Genomic DNA, 24763 nt, shown 5'->3' with positions numbered 1-24763 from the left:
GTTAATATGTCACAAACGAGACCAATCGCTTAGATCCACCATTTATTAGCGCTTCGCCAACTTGGTAGGGCTACTATGATTTCCCACGCTTGCATACCACATACCAACAGCAAGAAAGACGCCTTTGTAAATCAAGCCCGGTAAAAAATCTGTCGTTTGGTGTGTTACAGCGCGCATTGCGGAAGTACAAATCAAAATGTATAGCAGTTGAGCTATAATTGCGTGCTGATGCAGTGAAGCCAACCAAACCGACCGAAAAAAGATAGCCAAAATTAAGAAAAACAAACAACCGAACCAGCCAAAGTGTTGAAACGAATCTCCCATACCCGTTAAAGTAGATCCGGTGGACCATTCATACCCAATACTCCCCATACTTTTATCATTCTCATCATAGGAGCCAATCATCATAGCATTTTTTCTTTCTATCCCTATGAATTGTGCGGGCACATACCGAAATATGATCTGGTTCCAATAACCTGCACCAAAATCATAACCACCAAATCGTTTAGTAGACTCAATCAGCGCGGCTGCGTTACGCAACTCTAGCGTAGACTCTCTTCCGAAATATGCCTTAAAATTTCCAATAAAGTCAAAACTGCTGATTTTATTAAACTGATTGCTTTCAGAGTAACCTCTCAGAGCTCCTGTAGCAGGAATCATCAGCATAGCCGAAAATAGCGTACTGAAAATCAATATGCGGGAAGGTTGTCGACGCCTTAAGTAAAACCAGCTGAGAAATATTATCAAACCAAGCATCACCGTTGGTTCACGCCGAATACCTAAGACATTAATTAATGGAATTGAACCAGCAATAAGCGTAATAATTAGTCTGGCTAGGGTAAAACCTCGCAACAAAACAATTACACAAATGGCGAAACCTGGAAAAATAAGACCGACAAAAAACAAGTAAACAGTTGTTATGCCCGACATTTGAGTCTGCACTTCAAGCCCCACCGAACTCCTTGCTAACTGGTAGGCAAAGATAAAACTGATTAAAACAAATGCAATTCCAACTTGAAAAAGCTTATGCATAACGACAGGAATAGCAATACGTTTAAAAACTGCAATTGAGGGACTGAGCTTGTAGCCCAAAACACAGGCGAGCATACAAAGTAGTGACATTAGCATCACGTCATCAACAGCTTGTTCAGAGACTTTTCCTGGAAAAAGAATTAACGAATGAGCCTGTGGTACAATGAATACGGCAAAAACCGCCCCCATAAAATATGGGTATTCAAATATTAGAACTGGATTCCAGGCTACTTTAATCAGTAAAATAACTATTGTAACCAGTAGCAAAGTGAAATAAAAACTTGCCATGTGAATGAAAATGGTGGCTCACCGAGCTGAGGCAGCAAGCACTTTTTTGTACACTTCAAGAGAAGCAATACTACCAGTTTTCCATGAATATCGCTCTTGAATCATTGCCTGACAGTTCGATGGTAGTATCCCGAGCTTGTGCGAGATTGCATCGGCAAGTCCCGAATAGTCAGCATCTGCCGCACGGTAGGCCTGAAGTTCGTCTAGGAGCTCATTGCCTCCCCCTTGACATGGAAACGCATAAATTGGCAGGCTGCTGCTGGCAGCCTCAAGAAGAACGAGTCCAAAAGACTCAGTTCTTGAAGTTAATACAAAAGCATCAGCACTACCAAAAATATCAGAAGGATCCTCAAGCAAGCCAGTAAAAATAGGGGGTGGGGATAATGCTAGGTCTAGAAAGCTATTTTTAAGCCAGGGTCCGTCGGGGCCATCCCCTATGATAATTAATCTCACAGGGCAAGGAAGATCTTTCGATAACTTTACCAACCGGTCTAAACCTTTCGTATTCATATCTAGACGACCAGCCCAAACAAGTAAAGTTTCTCCATCCATTATCCCATAACGTTTCCGGATGATCGACCGCACACTATCTGGGCGCTTGTAAAATCGCTCCGTATCAACACCATTTGGTATAAGCGTAATTTTACTTTCAGACATTCCGCTATCAGTCCAACTTTGCGCAACCCATTTAGAAATAGCAATCAGATGATTCGTAGTCAACTTGGCTAACTGGTGAGTCCACCATGAAGAGGAAAATGGATTGGAAACACATGCCCCTAAATGCCCATGACTAACCCTGGGTATCCCCAGTCCTATACAAGCAAGTCGTGGCCACATAATGCCATCATGATGGTGAATAAGGTCTGGTTGAAATTTTTTGATTACTTGTCGCAAACTCACTATCCCACGCGTCCAGCGTGCTTTACGAGGAATGGCACATGATATCTCATAAGATTCTCGGCTCGTCTTTTCTGCATCAACCGAGTTTACGTAGAGGCTAACAACTCGTGCATCTACACCCAAATTTCGTTGGGCCTTCACCAATGCTCTTGCTACAATCAAGGACCCTCCGATATTGGTGTTCCAACTTTGAACAACATGCAGTATCCTCATACTATGGTGTAAACATGGCAATTGCAAGTTGTCGAGCTCTTGTATCCCAAGTATTTCCCTGAGCTGCCTGTATTAAAGAAATATGACGCTTTCCTAATTCGGCTTGTTGGCATAATAGTGCAATTTGATATTTCAACTCTTCTGTCGTTGTAGTGACATCAATCAGCTTTTTAAATAAATTGACCTGATCACATGCGTTTGTAGCTACCACTGGCTTTCCTGCCGCCAGATGATCATATAAGCGCATTGGGGAACAAGCGTGATTCAGAGGAGTAAAACGATATGGAATCAAAGCCACATCTATCGCCTGCATCCAGATGGGTATCATACAATGTGGCTGATGCCCTGTAATTATACATTTAGGATGATTACGCACCTGACATGGAATTACATCTTCACAGGACCCTTGCACCCCCCCCACCATGACTAGACTACCAACCTGAGGAAGTTCTAAACAAGAATAAATAGCCTCAAAATCAAGTCGGTCATTAATTGCGCCCACAACTCCAACAAGTGGATGATGCAGTCCTGGAAATGCCTGGATTAGCTGTTCTATTCGTTTCTTATCAATTTCTTCAATAGAATTAATATCTGTAGCATTAGGGGATACACTAACTCGCTCCTGTGATATTCCATAATCTGAAATTGCGCGATTAGCCAAGACTTGTGAGACAAAAAAAGAATGTTTTACAGAGCGCACTAATTGAGCCTCTTGACTGAGAATAGCTTTTCCACCCCAACGTTCATATTGCTCATAGTCATCGGAGCAATAATAAAATGTTGGAGCATAGGGGGAGGCTTTTCTTGCTAATTCCAAATAATGCGGTGAAGTTACCACCACTGCTTGTAGCCCCCCCTCTTTTTTTGCTTCTCGCTGAATCTTTGCCCATAGGCAAAATGCAGTCCAACTGGGCCAACGGGAAGCCCACCCATACGGTAGTGTTACACTTTGGCATTCAAAACCCGGAATGAGTGTGCTCTTCCTTTTTCGCTGACGCCACGCAGCACCTATGTCTCGTGGACGTAGACCTACAACCCGGGTTGATTTCCCCAGTGCCTCAAAAGGTTTAGAGCGCCACAAGGTGTTTGTGTCCGCAACGGCTATCATTCAATGCATTTAGGGAGTAATGCTACATTCTCAAGAGTCACTAAAGATGCGCTCTCAAGACTGACAATTGAACACGGAATTCCCACATTATTAAGGTGACGAAGACACCATCCAGCCGATTCAACAGAACATAGAAGGTCTTCGACTGTATAGCCTACACGGTGGAGATTTGCTGGACATAATTCTACCAGCCCAGACCGACAAGTACCGCTACTCAATAATTGTATAGCACCTTGAATCACAGCCGGTTCATGTCCTTCAACATCAATCTTGAGGAAGGCCACTTCAGGCCCTCTCTTATCCACAAGGAAGCTGTCTAAACTAACAACATTTACCTCAACCAACGGCCCACTCAAATGCTCACCTGGTAAAATCAGACGATTAGTAGCGGGGGAACCACTGTCATTGAGAAATTGAAGTATTGTGTCTTCACGTCCCACAGCTAAGCGCAAGGGAATCACCCGGTCACTCGCCTTATTATTGCTAACATTCGACTTTAAGTGCTTGAATGTTTCAGGTGAAGGCTCAAACGCGTAAACGATGCAATTTGGTCGCAGATCTGATAAAGTTAAGGACATGCAGCCAATATTCGCTCCTACGTCCAGTATAATCCCAGTGGAGCCCGCATTTGCAGAAATATAGCTTGTCTCTGATGTGGGCGGAATCATACTGAGCACGCTTCTATACTCGCTAAAGTTTCGGAAGTTACAAACTAGGTTGCCGTCGCCAAATCTCACGCTAGGCATAATTCCTAACCACCGAAGACACCAGCGCATCCATTGTAATGGCATGCCTCTAGTCGTAAATAGAGTATGTAAATTTTTAAAAAACTTCATTGCCATTATCCCTTTAAACTTCCTTAATAAACATTGCGTCCGCCCACAGAGGACCGAGATGGCCAGAGTATGGTGAGGAAATCCCTGCTAGATGAAAGCCATGACTGCGGACAGCATTATAAAGATCGTCAAATACGGCACCATCTTCATAGTGCTTCACATAGTTAACCTCCATTAAAAGTGCCGAGGTAGAGCGAAGACTCCTCTCAGCTCCTGCTAATACCGAAAGCTCGAAACCTTGAACATCTATCTTCATTAACCCTATTTCGGTTCCCCTAGGAATTACATCATCAAGGCGGACTAACGGCACCATCATGTTCCTTTTTAACAAAAAATCATTTTTTTTATAACTATTTGATACGCTATGAGCGGGACTTAATACACTTGACAGCTTCGAATTTGCAGTGCAGAAGAGTTCAATCTCCCCAGTATTTGCTCCTACAGCAGCAGGGTGGAGTCGACTGTTTGGGATACTTTGAAGAATCTTGCTTAGTTGGACATGACAAGAGGGCTGCGGCTCAAAAGCATGGACACTCTCCAGTTGAACCAAAGTTGCCACCGCAGCTGAAAACTCTCCAGTGTTGGCCCCTACATCAACTAACGTCCATGGCTTTACTGGATGACGTAACTCTAAAGGCCACAATTCATAGCGGCATGCTAACGCAGCTTTCTCATACTCTCGAGTGCCTTTCAATCCAAGACTAGTCATTTGAAACTTTCTCCGATGCCGCTCCAGTATGCCAAAAGGTATAAAAGGGCGCAATATTTCCTTGAATATACTCATACAGGTAAAGCTTGAAGAGCAGCCAGCAGACGTTCACCATACTTATCTCTCGTAAACTCGGCTCCACGGCGACGAGCCGATGTCGAATATCGTTCTCGCAGTTGGCGATTCTCAATTATGCTCTCAATGGCATCCGCAAGTGCACAGGGATCACGCTCAGCAATAATCCTGCCCTCAATATCATCTCTAGCCACAGATCCAGCTGAGGCAGTAATCACCAAAGGAATACCTGCCGCTAGGGCCTCGTAAGTTACCTCGGCTGAACCTTCTGCCAGTGACGGAAGTGTAAATACATCTGCCTGCCGAAACTCTTCTTGGATCAAGTCGCGTGGAACCCGCCCCAGAAAGGTCAGATGACGACACATGGGCTGGGAGCGAACATGGTCACTGACATGACCCGCCACCCTAAACTCATAATTTTTACCCCTCTTCACAAGGATATCTGCAGCCATGGCCAGATAATGTATACCTTTTCTCAGATCTGCTGTTCCCACAAAGAGAATACGACCCGGTATCGTTGCAGGCACCAGCTGGAGCCACTCTGGACTCATGCCATAAGGCACAACTGTTATGACTGCACGTTCGATGTTCCAATTCTCCACTAGATCAAGCGCGACGTTTTCCGACGGACAAATATAAAAGTCTACATGATTAAACAGGCTGTTTTCGTATCCAAACTCTCTGAGCACGACATCTAAGTCAGGTGACTCCGGTTCCCATCCTGGAAATTGCCGCCTTTCCTCAGTTAACAACCGATTAGTGCTAAGCAAAATATAAATCTCAGAAACTACTTTGAGTCCTTTATCCTGAGCATATGCTAATAAAGGCGTGAATTCGCTGAGCATTACATATAGATGTGTAGCTTCACCAAATCCAATAGTTAAGGCTGCATCCGCCAAAGCTTTTTGTCGGCGAACATCGATTCGGAACTTACCAAGTTTGTTGTTTTCTGACCAAAGACTATCCCAGAACCATCGAAAGTTTGGCAACCAAAAGGTGTAGGTTTTACATTTGATTTCCAGAGGAACTTTACGTTTGGCAAGTCGTTCTAATTTAGGACCGATTAACGGTAGAAATTTTCCCCATGCCAGCCAACGTCCCCACCCGACATTCCCACAGACATCTGTAAAAAAACTCTCCAAGAGCTGTGCTTTTTGCAAAATAAGAGGAACTGCATAATTACGCCGCGCTCCTGTCTGGGCGATAATAAAGCGAAGTTGCCTGGCTGAATCTTTATGCACTAATTTAGTTTAAATCAATATTTTTCACAAGAATCCACGACGCCTGAATAATATATAATGTAAAGTTAGAAATAAAATTTAATTTTAAATTCGTGTTCTAACTTTTTTATTTCTGTTATAGATTGGCGAGCCAGAACCATCCAGCCTAAGTATATCGAACATTGTATGGGTTTTCTTTTAGTAATACACTTACGGATACCCTTTAGAGAAGCCCACCACCAAATGGGTTCACGAATCACCCAAAATATTCCATTCTTACATGCATATATAAACTGTCGGGTTATACGAAACATGGAAACAAGAAGTACCCAAAAAAGAGGACAGCGTAACCAAACACTCCACAGCTCATTCCTGGCATTATAGTGATGAGTTTGCAGTTTATTGCGATTAACTGGCGATAAGTGATGTTTAATCACAAGTTCTGGCGCAAACCACACAGTAGAACCAACGGCATAGCATTGAACGGCATAGTCGGGCTCTTCGTAGGCATGTACAAAAAAACGAGGGTATCCATCAGTTTTAAGGTAAACATCTCGTCTCATTGCCGCTGCACTATTTGGATAAGCAGATAAGTAATGACCGGGAGAACTTGGGGTTTTAGTGGAATTCAAATATGTGCCATTATCAAGAACTTCGGGAAAACTGATCACGGCCGCATCTGGATGCATTTTGAATAACGATGGAAGCCTAGCAAAAAAGTCTTTTTGCACAGGATAGCTATCATCGTCCAAACTTAATATGACATCGCCACTGGCTTCCCGTAACATTCGATCTCGTGAAGGCACTGAACCCTCGCCAGGGTGATTTATCCACAACCTACAATTTGGATAGGCCCTTTCCACCATACTTACCGTTGTGTCTGTACAACCATCGAGAGTGATCAAGACTTCATCTGGCAGTGGATCCATCCCGCGCAAATTTTCTAATGTCCGACGCAAATCATCATGTCGATTCCGCGAGGTGATCATAACCGAAATAATCATTGATCAAGAAATCCCCACTTCACTTTTAAAACCCATTTGGCAGTAAATTGCATTAACTTTATTTTAGCAAAAGATACGGCCCACCTACGTTGGTTTAGAAAAATCACATCACCATGCGTTCTGAATGCCATATTGATGCAAGTGAAGCCTAGCCGTTCAAGGCGTGAGCGTGCTTTTTCGTATAATCCCTTATTCTGATAGTCTGAGAGGAAATCATGAAACTCCACGGTGATTTGGCCGATGTCACTAAGAACATCATCAGGCGTGGCTTCAATGAGTTCAAATTCCGCGCCTTCGATGTCAAGCTTTAGAAGGTCTAACTGGTTAATCCCGTGTTGCAGGCGAAGGGTCTTAAGTGAGATTGTTTGAACTGATGCAGTAGGATTAAGACGATCAATAGAGCGAGTGCATATACTGCCACTCTCTTGGTTTTCACGAAATACAAACTGGCTGACACCATCTGTAGCGGCAAGTGCAGCGTGGACAATTTCCCCTTTGGATGGCGCAACAAGATCTTTGGCTAAATCAGGATTGGCCTCAATTAAGATGCATCGGCAGCCAAATAATTTATTCATTGTCTGACTGAACTCGCCCTTGTGTGCCCCGGCATCGACAACCACAGAATTCGCGTTCAAGGGGGCTGTCCAGATTGAATGCCCCCTTATTTTTTGCCATTGGTCAAAAATACTCATGCGTGAAATGTCTGTATTCTGCTGATTATACTTGATCGTTGCATCGGTTCCATCACCAAAAACCACAGGGCAACAATAAAACAGACTCCACTAATGACCAAAACTAAACAAAGGTGTATCATTGGTGAATTTACATGCGTCCATAACTTCATCAATGAAAGTAAACCACTGAGCGCACAAAATACTGCGATACAAGGTAAAACCACCTTGGCTAGATAGCTTTTTTTGGAATAATTAAGGCGCTCTAAACCCCTTTTAGGTATATACCAGTGATTCGTTAATAACAGTGCGATTGTCGTCCCTAAAGCAATACCCAAAAGCCCAAATTGGTGCGCCAAATAAACTGATGAAGTGATTTTAATTACTCCAGCAGCTAGGGAACTAAAGGCAAAAGCTTCATCTCCAGTAGCGCGAGATGTGCTGGCTATTACATAACTCTGGGTTTCCAGTGTTTCAGTTAAAACAAAAACCATCAAAACTCCGTATCCAACAAAATTACCTGGCCCCAACCACAATGTGAATAGTTCTTCACCACCAAATACCAGCACAGCAGTCGTGGTTAGCATGATCAGCCACCCAATGCGTGTATTCCTTTCTAGAATCCGGTGCACTTGGGTATAGTTTTTATCTTGCCAAAGATGGCTAATAAATACACCTGAAGCCATGGCAAAAGTTACTGCTAGCACAGTAAGGTTGTGGACCAGAATCCATGAAGCTCGGTACACAGGTAACTCGGCCGTTCCCTGAAAGGATGCAATAATGAATTGATCAGTATACAGAATCATCGCGGCACCTGAGGCGGTCAACCAAGCACGACTGGCTAGAGGAACCATTAGTTTAAACTGATTATGTTTCCACATTCCTTGCATTTTAAGCAGCTCTGGGCGCTTTTTAAATGCAAAAGTATAAATGGCCAACCTCTGAGTAAATGCCCCTGCTACAGCCACAACAGCTAGGCTTACAAGCCCTCCGCCCAGAAGAGCGACTGCAATTTGTCCTATGAGGGTAAGTGTATTGACAAATGAAACGATAATAGCGTCCCAGCCTACGTATCCCACTCCTTGTAAAAGACAAGCCCATGGTGTGGCTAATGTATTGATGCTAAAACTCAAACAAAGAATGCCCCAAGCAATCCATACTCTCTGAACCGGCACATGCTCCAATGTGAGGCTATTTAGATACAATGCCCCCAATCCAAAGGCAATCACAAAAGATATCACGGATAGATACCTATATATTCTTTGGCCCGTCATCACTAAATCTGCTATTTCCTGCAAGCTCGTCTCATTTAAATCACATTCCGGGTCACTTCCACTTTTCCCTTTAGCAAAAGCAATTTGGCGAGTCAAAGTAACTCCAAAGCCTAAGTCTAAAATGCCTAATGTTGCCCATGATTGTCCAAGCAATAACCAAATTCCTAATTCTTCTTTTGGCAACGCTCTAAACAATATAGGCAATAATATAAGTCCCAAAAATATACTTGTGCCTCGGCTGAACCAACTGGCGGCCGAACCAAAAAATATGCGTCGAGTGAGAGACATTCCAATATCAAATTAACCGGTAACGGTTAGCTTTCGGATTACCTGCTTCGAATCCCCACAAGGCCCACAGCCTGTCACCCGCATTATCTTCGAAGCATCTATAGCATACCGCTGATCATGCCCAGGCCTATCGGTGACGTGGGAAATGAGTTGCCGGGATGAACTGGATTGATGAGTTTCATCCCAGATATCACATAGATGTTCGATGAGTTTCAGATTAGTCCATTCATCACCGGTACCGATGTTATAGACCTCCCCTGTCACGCCTTTTTCCAGGACTTGCCACAGCGCTTCGGCGTGGTCTGTTACATGGATCCATTCGCGGGTTTGCTGGCCATTCCCATAGACGGGGATGGGGCAGCGGTCGCGGAGACAGGTTAGAACGGTGGGGATGAGTTTTTCCGGGTGCTGATTGGGACCGTAGTTATTGCAACTGCGGGTGATGATGGCGGGAAAACCGTAGGTCTTCACATAGCTACGAACGAGGCACTCGGCAGCGGCTTTGCTTGCCGCGTAAGGGGAGTTGGGCTGAAGGGGGCTATCTTCGGTAAAGGGGGCTTCGGCGGGGCCTAGGCTTCCATAGACTTCGTCAGTGGAGACTTGAATGAATCGATGACTTTCTGGATTTTTCCATACCGCCCGGCATGCATCCAGCAGGTGTAGAGTGCCCATCACATTGGTCTGCATGAACGGGCTGGCGTTTTGGATGGAGCGGTCCACGTGGGATTCGGCAGCGAGGTGGATCACATGGGTGATGGCGTGCGTTCGCACTACCCGCTCTACTTCATCCACATCCGTGAGGTTGACATGCTCGAATGCATACTTGGGATGTATTTCATGGATGCCTTCCAGATTCTGGAGATTTCCCGCATAGGTCAGTGCATCCAGATTAATAAGCTGATCAATACCAGGAAGGTCAATGATGTGGCGAATGAGGTTGGAGCCTATAAAACCTGCTCCGCCAGTGACGAGCAATCTCATGCGGGCATTGAAATCTCGTTTGATTCGTGTCTTCGGATCTCTGCACTGATGCCCGTCAAATATTCGCGGTATTCACAAGACGGCATGTTTTGAACCAGCCCTTCAAATTGTTCCAAGGACAAAAATCCACGTCTGAGGGCGGCTTCCTCCGGGCAGCCGAGTTTGATTCCCTGCCGCTTTTCGATGGTTTGCACGAAGGCGGCTGCTTCAAATAAGCTAGTGCTACTGCCTGCGTCCAGCCAGGCAAATCCACGGCTGAGTCGGGTCACACACAATTGGTTCCGTCGAAGATACTCTAAGTTTACTTCGGTGATTTCCAGTTCACCGCGCTCAGAAGGCTGTAAAGCATGAGCGATATCGACGACTTGCTGATCATACAGATACACTCCAGGAATGGCGAAGTGACTGCGCGGTTTATCCGGTTTTTCTTCCAGCGATTTGGCCCGGCCGTGTGCATCAAATTCGACCACCCCATAGCATTCAGGATTGGTCACATGATAGGCAAAAATGGTCGCCCCTGATTTAAAGTCAGCCAGCGCACGAGGCAATGCGTCTCCACCAAAAAAGAGATTATCGCCCAAAATGAGGGTGATGGGGCCTGTGCCGATAAAGTCTGCGGCGATTAGAAACGCCTGAGCGATACCTTCGGGCCTATCCTGCTGCCTGTATTCCAAATGAATCCCCCATTGACTCCCATCGCCCAGCAATTGCCTGAAGCGGGGCAAATCATCGGGAGAAGCGATGACACAAATTTCGCGTATTCCACCTGCGATCAAAACAGTGAGCGGGTAATACACCATCGGTTTATCATAGACTGGCTGAAGCTGCTTGTTGGCGACGAGTGTCAATGGATACAACCTTGATCCGGTCCCGCCCGCCATCAGAATACCCTTCATATCAGTCTAAAGAGGCTCGGTTTTGACATTCGGCCAAGCTGCCGCCATTGGTCGCTGGATGGGGAGCACCAATCGGGGTGTTGACGAGGGAATTTTCAGCCTTATTCGGCATGAAGGAGGCCGACTGTATCATGCTCATTATCAGCGCAAAGCTCAATCTCTACATTCTTGAAATCAGCGTGACGAACAACTTTGGCTTTCAGATGAAACGCAGCTCTGGCAGGTTCAGCCACATTCTTTTTGAATGAACCTGGCCGTTGGCTGATCTATGCAATGACCGTGATTGTGCGCCATCCCCCCTTTGCCCCCCTTTGGGCTTTCTTTTCTCTTTGCTTCAGTTGGGCATCCATTTTTGGACAGAGCGCCCCTGAGCCTTTGGAACATACAAGTTCTCTGGGAACGCGATTTGTTACCATTCCAGGAACTCCGAGCCTGTTCGCCACGCATGAAACGCGTTTATCTGAATGGCAGGCATTTCTGGCGGTCAGCGGTTATGCGTGGTCATATCGCCCCCATTTTCAGCAGGGGCCAGATCATCCCGTGGTGGGAATCACATTGGAGGATGCTCGGGCTTTTTGCACTTGGCTCACAGAAAAAGACCGGTTGGAGGGACGACTAAACTCTTCCCAGCTTTACCGCTTGCCGACGCGAGCCGACTGGGACGCGGCTATTGGTCTGTTACGAACGAGAAAACCAGATCTCACCGTGGAGGAAAAGGTGGCTGATGAGCGCTCTTTTCCTTGGGGTGGAGCCTGGCCACCACCGGCCAAGTCGGCCAATCTGGCTGAAGGAGAAATTGCTGGCTATAAGGATGATTATCCTTTCACGGCTCCTGTGGGTCAGTTTAAACCCAGTGCCGAAGGCCTTTACGACCTCTCAGGCAATGTTTGGGAATGGTGCTGGGATCCGGAAATTCGCGCTGAGCAGATCGGCGTTCTGCGCGGGGGTTCCTGGGCCTACTTTCGTCCAGAGTGCCTTCTCTCATCCTATCTTTATACCGTGCCTGTGGACATGAGGATGCCCACCATCGGATTTCGTTGCGTCTTTGAGGACAAGCAACGCACCGCAGTCATGCTCGCTGCCGCAGAAAAGATCAAAGCGGAGATTCGCACCCAACGGCGCGAAGAGATCACGGGGGGCGAGGTCAAAAAAGAAGAACTCGCCGCCATGAAGGAAAAACTGAGAGCCGCGGGCCAGTTGCCTTCGTCACAAGATTCGCAAACTCCGCTGGTAGCTGCAAAAAATGGAGAGCCCTTTGCCAATGCTCTGGGAATGAACTTCATCCCGCTCCAGGGCACGAATGTGCTCTTCGGCAGCACCGAGGTGAGGGTGCAGGATTTCGAAACATGGCTGAAGGACGCAGGTCGCACATGGGAAAACAAGCCTCGATTCCTCCTTACGGTTGAGCATCCCGCTGTGGGAGTCACTTGGGAAGATGCCACTGCTTTTTGCACTTGGTTGACAGACCGTGATCGTGCCGCCCAGCTTATACCTCAGGAGGCCAGCTATCGATTGCCATCAGATCTGGAATGGAGCCGCGCGGCTGGTTTGGCCGATGAATCCGGTATGGATCCTGCCGAACGTGGACAAAATCCCGCCCTTCACTACCCTTGGTCCGCTTCAGGCGTCTTCCCTCCCCCAGCCTCCACGACCAATCTGGATGCCCTCAATATTGAAGGTTATCGGGACAGCCACTCCTATACCGCCCCTGTCACGAGCGAGCGTCCCAATGAATACGGCATCATGGGACTGGGGGGCAATGCTTCCGAATGGTGCCTGGACGTCTGGCCAGGAATCCCCGCAGACCGGGTAATTCGCGGAGGCTCCTGGCTCAGCCGGGACAAAGACCAGCTCCGCACCGGCGCACGCCAGCATGCCGCAGCCAGCAGCAGCAATAGCAGCCTCGGCTTCCGTGTGGTCCTGGAAATGCCGGCCCCTTAAAATTCTGGCAGGACAATAAGTGCAGGTTTTCCACCTTCGCTTATTGCACCACCTTCATCCAGCGGGAGCGAAAACTGCGATTTTCTTCCATCAATTGTGCGGCCACCGTTGCAGATAGATTGTGCAAGCCGGTCACCCTGGCAAAAACAGCGATTCGCTCCTGCCGCTTATAATACTCGCTGCTGTCCGTTGTCTGTTCCGCGAAAAACTGCGCAGCCTCCAGTAGGGACTCCGGGGCCAGCGTATCCAGCGGCACCGTCAGCACACCACGGTCCAGCGTCACCGTTACCTGGGTCAGGTCTGCGGCGGTGACCTTTCCTTCCAGGGTGCTTCCGCTCACGCGCTGCAGTTTTCCCTGGTATCCAGACTGAGCAATGTCTGCAAAAAGCTGGGTCAAAAACGCCTGCCCTTGTTCATACAGATAGCGCCTTCCCTCCAGGGCGGACTGCACCTCCGGGGATTCAAAGCGCACATCCTTCAGCAGTTCCACCACCCGTGAGTAATCATACCCTTGAACCAAGGAGGGGAGCACGGTCGTGATCTCAGCCAGTTGAGATAGCTCCCGCTCGCGCTGGATCCGGTCTGCTGCCATTTGCTGCCTCTGCTCATTCATTCGCAGGCGGACCAGCTCCCGTTTCAACTCCTCCTCTTTCCTGGTGAGGGACAGTTTTAAAGCACCCGTGTTACGCAACTTTTCACGAGCTTTTTTGACCGTGGCCAGAGCTCTTCGGCAGCTCTCCAGATCCTGTGGGGTGGCTAAGTCTTGAACACTGCGCGCCACCTCGATATCTGATTGATACACCGCATACACGGCCGCGTATCCCTGCACCCAGTCCAGCGCCGCAGCGTTCGGCCCCGATTTCACATCCGCCAGGTGCACAGAGAAATGCTCCATTTCTGACATACCCAGCATTGCATCACCAAAGTGCCATTCGGCCAGACCTTGCATCAGATAGCCTAGCAACGGCTCTTGAGTCGTATCATACTGCAGTTTGTCCAGCGCCGTTCCCAGCCCCAGGTTGCTCCCCATCAGACTTCCCAGGTTTTTGAAAAATCCAGCGATCTCGTCAGAAACCAGGCTGCTTCCCTCACCTGTGTCCTCCGTCATTTTCTTCAGGTGCTTTTCAGCCTCCTCTTTGCGGTTGATCACAATGCAGCACAGCGCCGCATTAAATCGCGCCCAGTTCAGAGTCGGCTGCCGCGCATCACCGGAGTCGATTAACTTTTCAAACTGCTGCCTCGCTTCGGCAAAGCGCTTTTTCTCCAGCATCGTCTCACGCGCTTCCAGGAAACGTTCCGCCACCGTTTTGCGTCCCGCTTGCAGGGTCACACCTTCACCATTGAGGTCCTCATAGGATTCATCCACCGTCTCGGTGATAGCTACCGCAGCCCGGTCTCCGGTGCTACGCACCATCCAGCCCACAATGAAGGCCACCACTAGGGCGGCTGCGGCCACACCCAGCCAGCGCAGCTTTCGCCCACTGAACCGCGTTTTATACCCCTGCCCGACCAAACCTTCCGCCAGGCGCAGTTCCTCCACCGTTTCATCGTAATTGGCACAGCGCTCCTGCGGACGAAAGGCCACCATCCGGTTGATCACATGGATCGTCCGGGGGGCAAAACGCAGTCCGCTATCCTCCAGCGCCACACGCCGACATTTGATCATCCGCAGTTCCTGGATGTTGTTGGATTCTGCCTTGTGCGGCGGACGGCCTGTCAGTGCATGGAAAATGGAGGCTCCAAGGCTGAAGATGTCACTTCGGTAGTCCTCACGGTTATCAATGATCTTCTCCGGTGCCACGTAGTAGGGCGTCGCCCAGATCTCACTGGAGGAATCCGGGCCGCGTTCCACAAACAAGGCCAGACCAAAGTCCACCACCTTGGAAGTCCCCGTCTCGGTAAACAAAATATTCGCCGGCTTCACGTCGCGGTGGATCAGGCCCAGTTGCTGCGCTGCTCGCAAACCCTCCGCCACCTCACGACCGATCCGCAATGCTTCCTCTTCTTTGATCGTCCCTTCACGGCGGATGCGCTGCTCCAGGCTGCCGCCATTCACCAGTTCCATGGCAATGTAAAAATACCCCTGGTCATAGCCCACGGAATACAGCTTGATCACGTTCGGGTGATTTACATTGGCGGTGATCAGCGCCTCCTGGCGAAACTGCTCCACCCGGGCGGCATCACGGGAATATTGCCGATTCAGAATCTTCAGAGCCACCCTACGTCCTAGTGTCTCATCCTCAGCCTCAAACACCCGGCTCATTCCACCTTCGCCGATCTGGCGCACGATCATGAAGTGGTCGAACTTCCTCCGCACCCGTACCATTTGGCCGCAAAACGGGCATTTCAGCTTCGTAAACGGCTCCAGGGATGTCACATCAATCTGATTTTGACAGACGGGACAGGTGCTTAAATAGGACTGTTCGGGGGTGAGGGTCACTTCGGGGGTTAGAATTGCACTACTTCTTTACTTCCATCGCAAATGAAATGCCAGAAATTACAGATTGCCTAATTTATTCGAATCATGACTATATGGAGTGGACTGGATTATCACAGAGCAGAGCGATATTGGACAGCGGTTGGACAAACATCTGACAGGACGTCTGACTGACCTCTCACGCTCACGTTTGCAAGATTTGATTCGCGACGGACACGTCACGCTCAACGGTCGCCCTGCTAAAGCCAGCATCTCGTTAAAACCGGGAGATGCCATCTCACTCATCATTCCGGAGGCTACCGCCGTCGCTGTTGTGGCCCAGGACATTCCCCTGGAGATTCTTTTCGAGGACAAAGACATTCTGGTGCTCAACAAGCCACCGGGCCTCGTTGTCCATCCCGCAGCAGGAAATCCAGACGGCACGCTGGTCAACGCTCTTTTGCATCATTGCGATGATCTCAGCGGCATCGGCGGTGAAATGCGTCCGGGGATTGTTCATCGTCTGGATAAAGATACCAGCGGCTGCATGGTCGTCGCCAAGAACGACATTGCCCACCGGCGGCTCTCGGAAGCCTTTGCGGAGCGCCGCATGAGCAAAATCTACCTGGCAGCCATCAATGGTGTGCCCAAGGAGAAAAGTGGGCGCATTCAGAACCTCATCGGCCGTCATCCGGTGGACCGCAAGCGCATGGCCACACTCTATGACGGCGCAGGCAAAGAAGCCGTCACCGAATGGGAACAGCTCTCCGTTTATAAAGAATGCGCCCTCATCCGCTGCAAGCTCCTCACGGGTCGCACCCACCAGATTCGTGTGCATATGAAGGAGGGCCTCGGTTCCCCCATTCTGGGAGATCCTATTTACGGGCACCCGAGCCGTCAAAAGATCCCGTCCTCACGTCTTATGCTTCATGCTTGGAAGCTCAGTCTGAATCATCCAGTTCATGATCAGCCCATGAGCTTTGAAGCCGCCGTTCCCGTGGAATATGGGCCATGGATGTGCAAGTAAGCCCCTGATCTGGCGCAGAATCCCTTTCTCAAGGCTGGGCAATGCTCTTCACCACTCCTTGTTGGAGCCGGGTTACCAGCAGGTCTCCAGCACGGATTTCCTCCGCACTTTTGATCACCTTCCCTTGCACATCCGTGGTGTATGAAAAGCCACGGGCCAGGATGGATTCAGGCCCTAGATTTTTCAGTACATCCGCTCGTGATGAGACCCGGTCCTCCAACCGCGCTAGGCGGTGGGACAGGCTTTGTCTCAAATGTTGACCTTGGTTTTCCAGTCGGTGCGTGATCTCCGTCAGCATCACCTGCGGATGATGCGCGGCGATGACCTGCTGCCGCTCACTGACCTCATCCATTCTCGCACGCAATTGTTCCCGCACCGCGTCTTTGAGGCGGTATTCAGCCTCATCCACTTCCTGCTCAGCCGATTGCAGTTGCCGGACAGGCTCCGTCCTCAAACCGCCACGTCTCATGAAATCCAGGACCTTTTCATGCTGGTCCAGTTGCACCGTGAGCTGTCCGGTCAATCTTCGGGAAAGGGCGTCAAAATGCCGTTTCAGTTCTGTTACATCAGGAGCCAATAGCTCGGCGGCAGCACTTGGAGTGGGCGCACGCAAATCCGCCACAAAATCCGCGATGGTGAAATCAATTTCATGCCCCACGGCCGAGATGATCGGGATCCGGGATGCAAAGATCGCCCGTGCCAGGGTCTCCTCATTGTATGCCCATAGATCTTCAATGCTGCCGCCGCCCCGGCCGATCACAATGGTATCCGGTACTGGCAGACCGTGTTGTGCAGCCGCGTTCAGCATCTCCAGCGCACGGATCGTTTCCTTCTCCACCCCCTGCCCCTGTACACGCACGGGAAAAATCAGCACATGAATCCACGGTGCACGCCGCGTCAGGATGTTCAGCATATCCTGAATGGCCGCCCCTGTGGGAGACGTCACCAGAGCCACCACACGCGGGTATTTGGGAATAGACTGCTTATGCTCCTGATCGAAAAAGCCCTCTTCATAAAGCTTGCGCTTCAGCGCCTCGAACTTGGCTTGCAGTCCACCCTGGCCTTTCATCTGCACCTGCTTCACCACCATCTGGTACTGCCCGCGGGGTTCATAGACGGAGATGTCCCCCTGCACCATCACCTGCACACCATCACCCAGCCTCACTCCGCTACGTGCCGCCCCGCGAAACATCACGCAGGAGAGCTGGGAACCCGCGTCCTTCAGGGTAAAGTATTGGTGACCGCTGCCTTGCAGCCGGTGATTGCTGATCTCCCCCTCCACCCACACCGTACCGATATGTCCCTGCAACACCTCGCGGATCTCGCGGGTGAGTTGGGTTACGGACAGGACATTCTCAGGCTGCATACTCCTGCCCCTGTAGCGAAGCACGTCCTCACTGCCAGCAGGAAATCATCACCAAAACCTTCCCAGCAGAAAATCCCAGACGGAACCCGCCATGGCCAGCCAGCACCGGCCGACTTCCGCCAGTCCCAAGCCTGGAGAGGGTGATGCCGCAATAAATAAGCCTACCAAAAGCAGCACATTCACCAAAAAAATCAGCAGCATGGAAAAGAACTCCCCATTTGTCTCCAGATCACTCTGCTCAATGAACACCGTTTTCCAGGTGAAGGTCGCATGGAAACACCAGGTCAAACCCAGCATCGCATAAAAGAACCACACTGGTTTGAAATTGAGAGTCGCTGCCCCCACCGAGAGATGCTGCATCGCATGCAGGTTCCAAATCGTTCCCACGAGACCAAAAAGCAAAAGCACGATCAGCGAATAAAACGGCAGCAGGTAAGGAGCCAGCGTGATCCACGTGTTCGACTTGTTCGTTTCCACATAACCTCCAGTTGCGGAAAAATCCCAATCCAGAATTTTTCCACCAAAAGCACGGGCCACCAGCAGATGACTCACCTCATGACCAAAAACATAACTGCGCACCGGCCTCCAACCAGTCGCGTAGGTCACCGCCCAGGCCACGCCACCCACCACAAAAAAAACGACCTCTTCTGTCCTCCAAAATTCCAGGCGGATCACGGCGCGCCAAAGCATTTCAAACAAAGTAAATGCCGTCACCAGCCCCAAGGGCAGCAGCAGCGTCACCGCCACGGCGCGCTTCACACTTTTAGTGCGTTTCAATTTCTGCTGACGGGGATGTCGTCTCACGTTGGTGAGCTGGGACCGGTCCATCCGCTTCAGAGCGCGATCTTTGGTGCTGGCACGGAAAGTGTTCTGTGACATGGAGAATCCCAATTATTTAGCAAATCTTAACATTTTAACAATCGAAGATGTTTATATGTGCATAACTTTGGGGTATAACTTTTGCCGAAAATCGCGATTACCCTCATAAAGCCCTATTTAATTCTAGTTTTTTCAAACAATCCTCAAAGCTCACTTGTCGAGAGGCATCTGGTCGGCGATAGTTTCTTAATCCTGAGAAAATCCTTTTTACTCCTTTCATGAATCCGGATGTGCTCCAGTTCCAGTGCAGTGCGTGTCAAAGCGTGCTCACCGTGCCATCCCACATGGCTGGGGTGACCGGTCCTTGTCCAATATGTGGGCAGACAGTGACCTCTCCCAATGCGGCACCTGCAGTAGCAGCCCCGCCCGTCTCTCTGTTCTCCGTTCCCGCTCCTCCACAACCTGCGGCTGCACCTTCCTTGCACCCAGGGCGTCAGCCAGCCACCGGCCCAGTGATGCCGATGCCTCATTCCATTTCCCAGCATCTGGGACCCATGGGGCATTCGCAGCCAGCGCCCTCACAGTCCGCTCAAACAATCCAGCCACCTGCCCAGGGTGGAGGATTTATGGGAGGCGGCCATACTCCAGAGCCTCCGGTTCAATCACCCTGGCAGCAGCCTGGCCTTGGCCAGACTCTTCTTGGAAACCTTCCTCCTTCTCCTCAAGCCCAGCAGCCCCTGGCCTCTGGACTGGGGCTGCCACCAAAGCGCCAGGAAGAGCCACCCCATACGACTGCACCCGCTTCCCAGCAGCCCATGGCTCCATGGGGGACACCACCTCCACAGCAGGCAGCTCCACAGGGTGGACAAAATCCAGGTGCATCCTTGTTTCCCCAGCCTCGCTCCAGTTCAGGAGCTCCCTCTCACAGCAACCTGATTCCAGGCTCCCCCTCGCTACCGCTCTTTAACAACAAGGGTCCAGAGGGTCCAGCCACGTCACTGCTCTCTCGCGACATACCCGCTGCCGCCCCTGCCCCCGCACCGCTTAATCTGCCGGAAGCTCGGCGAGAAGCCCCGGCTCCAGCTGCGGCTCCGCGCGCAGTGCGGCCCCTCAAAAAGCCAGCCCGCGGTTCCAACATTTTCATGTTCGCCCTGTCGGTTATCCTTCTGGCCGGCTTCATCGCTGCCGCCGGATGGATGTTCCGTGAACCCATCATGGAACTGGTGAACCGGTACATGCCTCCCAAGGATGAAGCTCCGTTATTCGTCCTGCCAGAGCCCAATGAATCTCCAGAGCCACTGTCTGCAGAAATTTCTGCCCCGGACCTCTCGCCAGAGGCTGTCGCCGCAGAACCCACGGTGAAACCGGTTTTCGATCCCGATGAGCCCGCCCCGCCTCGCGCACTCACCCCCACTCCGGCTGAAATAGCCGCCCTTAAGCCTCTCCCGTCACCCTCGACTCCTCCAGATGGTTTGTTAGAGGTCCCTTCGAAACCCATGGCACCTGGACTGCAAAACGACAGCAACCCGCCTGAAGCAAACAGCCTCGCCATGCCAGCCAAAGAAGTGCAGGTCGAAGTCTCTGAAGAGGGCAAACCCGCAGCAGATGCTCTCTTGAAATTCCTCAATGCCAAAAACCTTAAGGAGCGCCTTAACTACACCCTTGCCGCTGCTTCCATGAAGCCGCTCATGGAGCGCTATTATCAGTCCCAGCCGGATGGTCCCATTTCCATTGATGCCGCAGGACTCGTACGACTTGATCCAAAGCCTCAAATGGGTGGCGGCGCTCACGCAGTGTTTGGAGTCGAAAGCCGTGCATGGGAATACCCTGTCCCGGTGATGCTTGAGGAAACCAATGATGGTTTCCAAGTGGACTGGCTTTCCTTTGTCGAATTCAAGGACCGCATCCTGGAGAAGTTCTTTGAAAATTATCAGGAAGGTGCCGCACGATTCCACGTCGGTATCACCCGCACTCATTACTTTGAGGATAAAGTGCCCAATACGGATAACAAAGATGCATTCAACATCGGTCCTGCCCCTCCAAACCCATATCTAACCACCGTTTTTGTCGAAAAAGACTCCCAGCTCGGCCGTGATCTCAAAGACCGTATCCCATGGGGTGCCCAGGTCTGGGCCATCGTGGATCTCGAATGGGTCAAACTCGGTTCCCAGCAATGGGTGCAGCTTGTTGGCGTCCCCCAGTTAAACTGGTATTCAGTCCCGGCAACGCCCAAGGGCAAATCGGGCAAAGCCAGTGAACTGCCCAATGAGATCCAACGCGCCGTTCCGGTCGGGCGTTAAGCAGGCATTGGTTCTCCACTTCTCTCGCTGCAAATCTCACAATCCTGCCGCTGCGGTAGCTTTACCCGACGGAACTGCATCATTCCCAGGTCCATGCTCAGCATCTCACCAGCCAGTGGGCTACCGATGCCAGTAATGAGCTTGATGGCCTCCATCGCTCCAAGGCAGGCCACCGTACCAGACACTGCACCGAAGACAGGAAACTGCCGCGTCCAGTTCACAGGGACTTCCGGCACATAACACGCCAGGCAACCCGTCTGGCCTGGGATAAAAGTGGTCACGGTTGCTTGCAGTGTATGCATCGCACACTCAACCATCGGTTTTCCTAACCGCCATGCCGCAGCATTCAGCGCCAGTCTTTCTTGAAACAAAGGAGCCGCATCCACCACGATATCCGCCTGGGCCACCAGTTCCTCCGCATTCGTTGGATCAATATTTTTCGCCACCCCCACTATCTCACAGTCCGGATTCAGATCCTTCAGTCGCTTCACGATGTTTTCCATCCGTTCCATCCCCACGTGATTGCGTGTTTGCAAAAGCTGCCGGTTTAGATCTGGCAACTTGAGACTGCCGCCGTGTGCCAGGATCATCCGGCCTACGCCTGCTGCTGCTAGCTCCATTGCCACCAGCCCCCCCAGCCCGCCCACTCGAGATATCAGAACGCTGGCACCCTTGAGTTTTCGCTGCCCCTCCTCACCCATTCCAGGCACCCACATCTGCCATTGATAGAGGGCACGGTCAGTTTCAGTGAGTTCAGGCAGTTCAGACATGGAGCCAAGCGGTAACGCATACCGCTCCCACCTTCATTCGGTCTTCTGTCCGGTTTTTGCTGGCCCTGCGGGTTGCAATCTCTACACTCATTATCTTTCCGATCTCCCGACCATGAAACAGCACGCCCTTGGCATTGACTACGGCACCAACTCTTGCCGTTCCCTCCTCATCGATCTCGAAAATGGAACCGAAATAGGAAGTACCGTTTTCAATTATCCCTCCGGCGAAATGGGCGTTCTTTTAGATCCCAAGAATCCACACGTTGCCCGCCAAAATCCTCAAGACTATCTGGATGGGTTCGTCGCCATCACCCGCGGCGCATTGGAGCAGGCGGCAGCAAAGATTCCCGGCTTTGATCCCGCGCAGGTCGTCGGCATCGGCATTGATACCACCGGCAGCACTCCCATTCCCGTAAATCAAGAGGGCACCCCACTTGGCCTCCTGCCGGAGTTCAAAAATAACCTCAATGCCATGGTCTGGCTCTGGAAAGACCACACGGGTTATGCTGAAGCAGCAGAGATTACTCAGCTTGCCCGTGAGATCCGGCCAGACATCCTCGCCAAATGCGGCGGCATCTACTCGAGCGAATGGTTCTGGAGTAAAATCCTCCGCCTCCGCCGCACCGACCCCGCAGTCTTTGAGGCTGCTTATAGTTTCGTTGAGCACTGCGACTGGCTCCCCGCCGTTCTCACTGGCAATACGAATCCTCTTACCTTGCAGCGCAGCGTCTGTGCGGCTGGCCATAAAGCCATGTTCAGTACCGAATGGGGCGGCCTGCCGGATAAGGAATTCCTCAGCAAGCTTGATCCCGCCCTCGCCGACCTTCGGGATCGCCTCTATGAGGAAGCCCATACCTCCGACGTCAAAGCTGGCAGCCTCTGTGCCGAATGGGCCACCAAGCTCGGCCTGCCCGAAGGCATCGCCATCTCTGTAGGCGCTTTTGATGCCCACATGGGCGCTGTCGGGGCTGGCATCAAAGAAGGCACGTTGGTGAAGATCCTCGGCACCAGCACCTGCGATCTCATGATCACTCCGGCCAATCAGCCCCTGGCAGATATCCCCGGCGTCTGCGGCATTGTCAATGGCTCCGTCCTCCCCGGTTATTATGGCATTGAGGCAGGCCAGAGTGCTGTCGGTGACCTGTTCCTCTGGCTCGTGAAGAACCTCGTTCCTGAAAGTTACGGCAGCACCATTGGGGATAAATTCAGTGCCATGGAAAAAGCCATGTCCGCCCAAAAACCAGGCGCTTCAGGCTTGCTCGCACTCGACTGGAATAATGGCAACCGCACCGTCCTCGTGGATGTGCGTCTGACAGGCCTCTTGTTAGGCCAGACCCTCCACACGGAGGCGCATGAGATCTACCGCGCCTACATTGAGGCCACTGCCTTCGGTGCCCTCACCATCATCCGGCGCGTCGAAGAATACGGCGTCGAAGTCCGGGAAATCATCAACACCGGCGGCCTCTCCATCAAAAACGCCACCCTCATGCAGTGTTATGCCGACATCATCGGCAAGCCCATGAAAGTCAGCCAGAGCGAGCAAACCTGTGCCCTCGGTGCCGCCATCTTCGGAGCCGCCGCCGCAGGCATCGCGGATATCGGCACCCTCCAGAATCGCGTCACCGCCACCCGCGAAAAAGTCTATTACCCCATCCCGGAAAATCAGGCCGTATATGCCGAATTGTATGCCCTTTATCACACCCTGCACGATGCTTTCGGCACCGCTCATTGGAATGGCAACCTCGCCCATGTGATGAAGAAGCTCCTGGAAATCCGCTCCCGTCAGAGCTGAACGGATCTCATCAGCGGCTCTCATCGCCAAAGTTATTCACATTTTCCGAAAGACCTCTTTTTTTCAAACGGGGGTCCCGCCCCTCTCACACGGTGTTTGACAGTACGATTCCAACGCTGACAATCAAAGCGATGGAGGAACTGCCAGACATCCCCGAAGATGCAAAGAAAGATAAGGGCTTGTGGGAAAAAACCCGCAAGAGCCTTATTGAGCGCCTGAATAACTGGGAGGACCAGCGAACCTGGAACGAATTCTACCAGACTTACTGGCGCCTCATCTACAGCGTCGCCACCAAAGCCGGGCTTACCCGTGAGGAGGCATTCGATGTCATCCAGGAGACCATCATTGCCATCGCCCGTCAGGTACAAAAGGGTCAGTATGACCCCCGTGCTGGCTCCTTCAAAGCTTGGCTCCTGCAAATGACCCGCTGGCGCGTCCTAGATGTCTTCCGCGCTCGCAAGCGCCAACCCTCCCTTGCCGACCAAGGAAATTCTGACAGCGAAGAAACCAGCAACCTCGCCCTCGACCGTCTCTCCAACGACAAGGATAACCTCCTCGAAAACATCTGGGACAAAGAATGGCGGGACAACATTACCGCAGCCGCCCTGGAGCGGGTGAAGGCCAAAGTCTCCCCCCGCCAGTTTCAGATCTTCGATTGTTACGTTATGAAAGGCTGGGGGGTCAAAAAGACCAGCGAAGCCCTCGGCATCAATGCTGCCCAGGTTTATCTGGCCAAGCATCGCGTCGGAGCACTCGTCAAAAAAGAAGTGCAGGCCTTGGAGCATACCATGCTCTAAAATTTTATGCCCGTAGCCTCCCCGGCAGACACGAATCATA

At 50.9% G+C, this 24763-nt stretch carries 21 protein-coding genes; 5 read left to right on the top strand and 16 right to left on the bottom strand.

Features of this window, described 5'->3' with window-relative positions; all coding sequences use genetic code 11:
• Positions 1–45: 45 nt before the first annotated feature.
• From EI77_RS19965 to rfbA, 11 genes are all read right to left on the bottom strand, one after another.
• Positions 46–1320, bottom strand: a complete 1275-nt coding sequence (locus EI77_RS19965; RefSeq protein WP_133797072.1) for a hypothetical protein — start codon at positions 1318–1320, stop codon at positions 46–48.
• A gap of 18 nt (positions 1321–1338) precedes the next feature.
• Complete coding sequence (locus EI77_RS19960) at positions 1339–2433, bottom strand: glycosyltransferase family 4 protein (RefSeq protein WP_133797071.1); 1095 nt, start codon at positions 2431–2433, stop codon at positions 1339–1341.
• Between the two features lies 1 nt (position 2434).
• On the bottom strand, positions 2435–3271 hold the full coding sequence (locus EI77_RS19955; RefSeq protein ID WP_133797070.1) for a glycosyltransferase family protein: 837 nt from the start codon (positions 3269–3271) through the stop codon (positions 2435–2437).
• Between the two features lie 266 nt (positions 3272–3537).
• A complete protein-coding gene (locus EI77_RS19950) occupies positions 3538–4209 on the bottom strand; it encodes an FkbM family methyltransferase (protein ID WP_166647391.1) in 672 nt (223 codons plus the stop codon).
• Between the two features lie 181 nt (positions 4210–4390).
• Positions 4391–5161, bottom strand: coding sequence for an FkbM family methyltransferase (locus EI77_RS19945; protein WP_133797068.1), 771 nt, complete (start codon positions 5159–5161; stop codon positions 4391–4393).
• Complete coding sequence (locus EI77_RS19940) at positions 5158–6402, bottom strand: glycosyltransferase family 4 protein (RefSeq protein WP_133797067.1); 1245 nt, start codon at positions 6400–6402, stop codon at positions 5158–5160. Before EI77_RS19940 ends, EI77_RS19945 begins: the two co-directional genes overlap by 4 nt.
• Before the next feature lie 65 nt (positions 6403–6467).
• Positions 6468–7370 (bottom strand): glycosyltransferase family 2 protein, encoded by a 903-nt coding sequence (locus EI77_RS19935; protein WP_166647390.1) that lies wholly within the window; start codon positions 7368–7370, stop codon positions 6468–6470.
• A gap of 11 nt (positions 7371–7381) precedes the next feature.
• Entirely contained in the window at positions 7382–8077 is a 696-nt protein-coding gene (locus EI77_RS19930) for an FkbM family methyltransferase (RefSeq protein WP_133797065.1), read from the bottom strand.
• Entirely contained in the window at positions 8074–9618 is a 1545-nt protein-coding gene (locus tag EI77_RS19925) for a lipopolysaccharide biosynthesis protein (RefSeq protein WP_133797064.1), read from the bottom strand. The genes EI77_RS19930 and EI77_RS19925 overlap by 4 nt, the downstream gene beginning before the upstream one ends.
• A gap of 12 nt (positions 9619–9630) precedes the next feature.
• Positions 9631–10599, bottom strand: a complete 969-nt coding sequence (gene rfbB / locus EI77_RS19920) for a dTDP-glucose 4,6-dehydratase (RefSeq protein ID WP_133797063.1) — start codon at positions 10597–10599, stop codon at positions 9631–9633.
• The gene (rfbA, locus tag EI77_RS19915) at positions 10596–11495 is read right to left on the bottom strand and encodes a glucose-1-phosphate thymidylyltransferase RfbA (protein WP_133797062.1); all 900 of its coding nucleotides are present in this window, start codon (positions 11493–11495) and stop codon (positions 10596–10598) included. The genes rfbB and rfbA overlap by 4 nt, the downstream gene beginning before the upstream one ends.
• Before the next feature lie 273 nt (positions 11496–11768).
• On the opposite strand from rfbA, the gene EI77_RS19910 reads away from it, so the two are divergent.
• Positions 11769–13436, top strand: coding sequence for a formylglycine-generating enzyme family protein (locus tag EI77_RS19910; RefSeq protein ID WP_243838957.1), 1668 nt, complete (start codon positions 11769–11771; stop codon positions 13434–13436).
• 40 nt (positions 13437–13476) lie between these two features.
• Here the strand turns inward: EI77_RS19910 and EI77_RS19905 are convergent, their stop codons facing one another.
• Entirely contained in the window at positions 13477–15876 is a 2400-nt protein-coding gene (locus tag EI77_RS19905; RefSeq protein ID WP_133797060.1) for a serine/threonine-protein kinase, read from the bottom strand.
• 97 nt (positions 15877–15973) lie between these two features.
• Between EI77_RS19905 and EI77_RS19900 the strand changes: the two genes are divergently transcribed.
• Positions 15974–16879, top strand: coding sequence for an RluA family pseudouridine synthase (locus EI77_RS19900; protein WP_133797059.1), 906 nt, complete (start codon positions 15974–15976; stop codon positions 16877–16879).
• Positions 16880–16907: 28 nt separating this feature from the next.
• On the opposite strand, the gene xseA is transcribed toward EI77_RS19900, so the two are convergent.
• The 3 genes from xseA to EI77_RS19885 form a co-directional block, all read right to left on the bottom strand.
• A complete protein-coding gene (xseA, locus tag EI77_RS19895; RefSeq protein WP_133797058.1) occupies positions 16908–18245 on the bottom strand; it encodes an exodeoxyribonuclease VII large subunit in 1338 nt (445 codons plus the stop codon).
• Positions 18246–18293: 48 nt separating this feature from the next.
• Entirely contained in the window at positions 18294–19124 is an 831-nt protein-coding gene (locus EI77_RS19890; RefSeq protein ID WP_133797057.1) for a hypothetical protein, read from the bottom strand.
• A 564-nt stretch (positions 19125–19688) separates the two neighbouring features.
• On the bottom strand, positions 19689–19946 hold the full coding sequence (locus EI77_RS19885; protein ID WP_133797056.1) for a hypothetical protein: 258 nt from the start codon (positions 19944–19946) through the stop codon (positions 19689–19691).
• 260 nt (positions 19947–20206) lie between these two features.
• On the opposite strand from EI77_RS19885, the gene EI77_RS19880 reads away from it, so the two are divergent.
• Positions 20207–21364, top strand: a complete 1158-nt coding sequence (locus tag EI77_RS19880) for a superantigen-like protein SSL4 (RefSeq protein WP_133797055.1) — start codon at positions 20207–20209, stop codon at positions 21362–21364.
• Here the strand turns inward: EI77_RS19880 and EI77_RS19875 are convergent.
• On the bottom strand, positions 21361–22134 hold the full coding sequence (locus EI77_RS19875) for a HesA/MoeB/ThiF family protein (RefSeq protein WP_133797054.1): 774 nt from the start codon (positions 22132–22134) through the stop codon (positions 21361–21363). The two genes, EI77_RS19880 and EI77_RS19875, sit on opposite strands and share 4 nt — an antisense overlap.
• 112 nt (positions 22135–22246) lie before the next feature.
• Here EI77_RS19875 and EI77_RS19870 point away from each other — a divergent pair, with 112 nt between their 5' ends.
• Together EI77_RS19870 and EI77_RS19865 are read left to right on the top strand one after the other, a co-directional pair.
• On the top strand, positions 22247–23926 hold the full coding sequence (locus EI77_RS19870) for a ribulokinase (protein ID WP_133797053.1): 1680 nt from the start codon (positions 22247–22249) through the stop codon (positions 23924–23926).
• Positions 23927–24057: 131 nt separating this feature from the next.
• Entirely contained in the window at positions 24058–24723 is a 666-nt protein-coding gene (locus tag EI77_RS19865; RefSeq protein WP_133797104.1) for an RNA polymerase sigma factor, read from the top strand.
• The last annotated feature ends 40 nt before the right edge of the window (positions 24724–24763 follow it).

Source organism: Prosthecobacter fusiformis (assembly GCF_004364345.1).
GTDB lineage: Bacteria > Verrucomicrobiota > Verrucomicrobiia > Verrucomicrobiales > Verrucomicrobiaceae > Prosthecobacter > Prosthecobacter fusiformis.
Note: the sequence above shows the minus strand (reverse complement) of the source record. Positions and strands in the feature narration are given on the sequence as shown.

Bases quoted from the DNA above. Each gene is read 5' to 3' on its own strand.
- EI77_RS19890 (WP_133797057.1), bottom strand. From the start codon at position 19,124: ATGTCACAGAACACTTTCCGTGCCAGCACCAAAGATCGCGCTCTGAAG.
- EI77_RS19925 (WP_133797064.1), bottom strand. From the start codon at position 9,618: ATGTCTCTCACTCGACGCATATTTTTTGGTTCGGCCGCCAGTTGGTTC.
- EI77_RS19960 (WP_133797071.1), bottom strand. From the start codon at position 2,433: ATGAGGATACTGCATGTTGTTCAAAGTTGGAACACCAATATCGGAGGG.
- EI77_RS19935 (WP_166647390.1), bottom strand. From the start codon at position 7,370: ATGATCACCTCGCGGAATCGACATGATGATTTGCGTCGGACATTAGAA.
- EI77_RS19865 (WP_133797104.1), top strand. From the start codon at position 24,058: ATGGAGGAACTGCCAGACATCCCCGAAGATGCAAAGAAAGATAAGGGC.
- EI77_RS19930 (WP_133797065.1), bottom strand. From the start codon at position 8,077: ATGAGTATTTTTGACCAATGGCAAAAAATAAGGGGGCATTCAATCTGG.
- EI77_RS19885 (WP_133797056.1), bottom strand. From the start codon at position 19,946: ATGCACCTGGATTTTGTCCACCCTGTGGAGCTGCCTGCTGTGGAGGTG.
- EI77_RS19875 (WP_133797054.1), bottom strand. From the start codon at position 22,134: ATGTCTGAACTGCCTGAACTCACTGAAACTGACCGTGCCCTCTATCAA.
- EI77_RS19910 (WP_243838957.1), top strand. From the start codon at position 11,769: ATGACCGTGATTGTGCGCCATCCCCCCTTTGCCCCCCTTTGGGCTTTC.
- EI77_RS19965 (WP_133797072.1), bottom strand. From the start codon at position 1,320: ATGGCAAGTTTTTATTTCACTTTGCTACTGGTTACAATAGTTATTTTA.
- rfbA (WP_133797062.1), bottom strand. From the start codon at position 11,495: ATGAAGGGTATTCTGATGGCGGGCGGGACCGGATCAAGGTTGTATCCA.
- EI77_RS19880 (WP_133797055.1), top strand. From the start codon at position 20,207: ATGTTCGCCCTGTCGGTTATCCTTCTGGCCGGCTTCATCGCTGCCGCC.
- xseA (WP_133797058.1), bottom strand. From the start codon at position 18,245: ATGCAGCCTGAGAATGTCCTGTCCGTAACCCAACTCACCCGCGAGATC.
- EI77_RS19870 (WP_133797053.1), top strand. From the start codon at position 22,247: ATGAAACAGCACGCCCTTGGCATTGACTACGGCACCAACTCTTGCCGT.
- EI77_RS19950 (WP_166647391.1), bottom strand. From the start codon at position 4,209: ATGATTCCGCCCACATCAGAGACAAGCTATATTTCTGCAAATGCGGGC.
- EI77_RS19945 (WP_133797068.1), bottom strand. From the start codon at position 5,161: ATGAGTATATTCAAGGAAATATTGCGCCCTTTTATACCTTTTGGCATA.
- rfbB (WP_133797063.1), bottom strand. From the start codon at position 10,599: ATGAGATTGCTCGTCACTGGCGGAGCAGGTTTTATAGGCTCCAACCTC.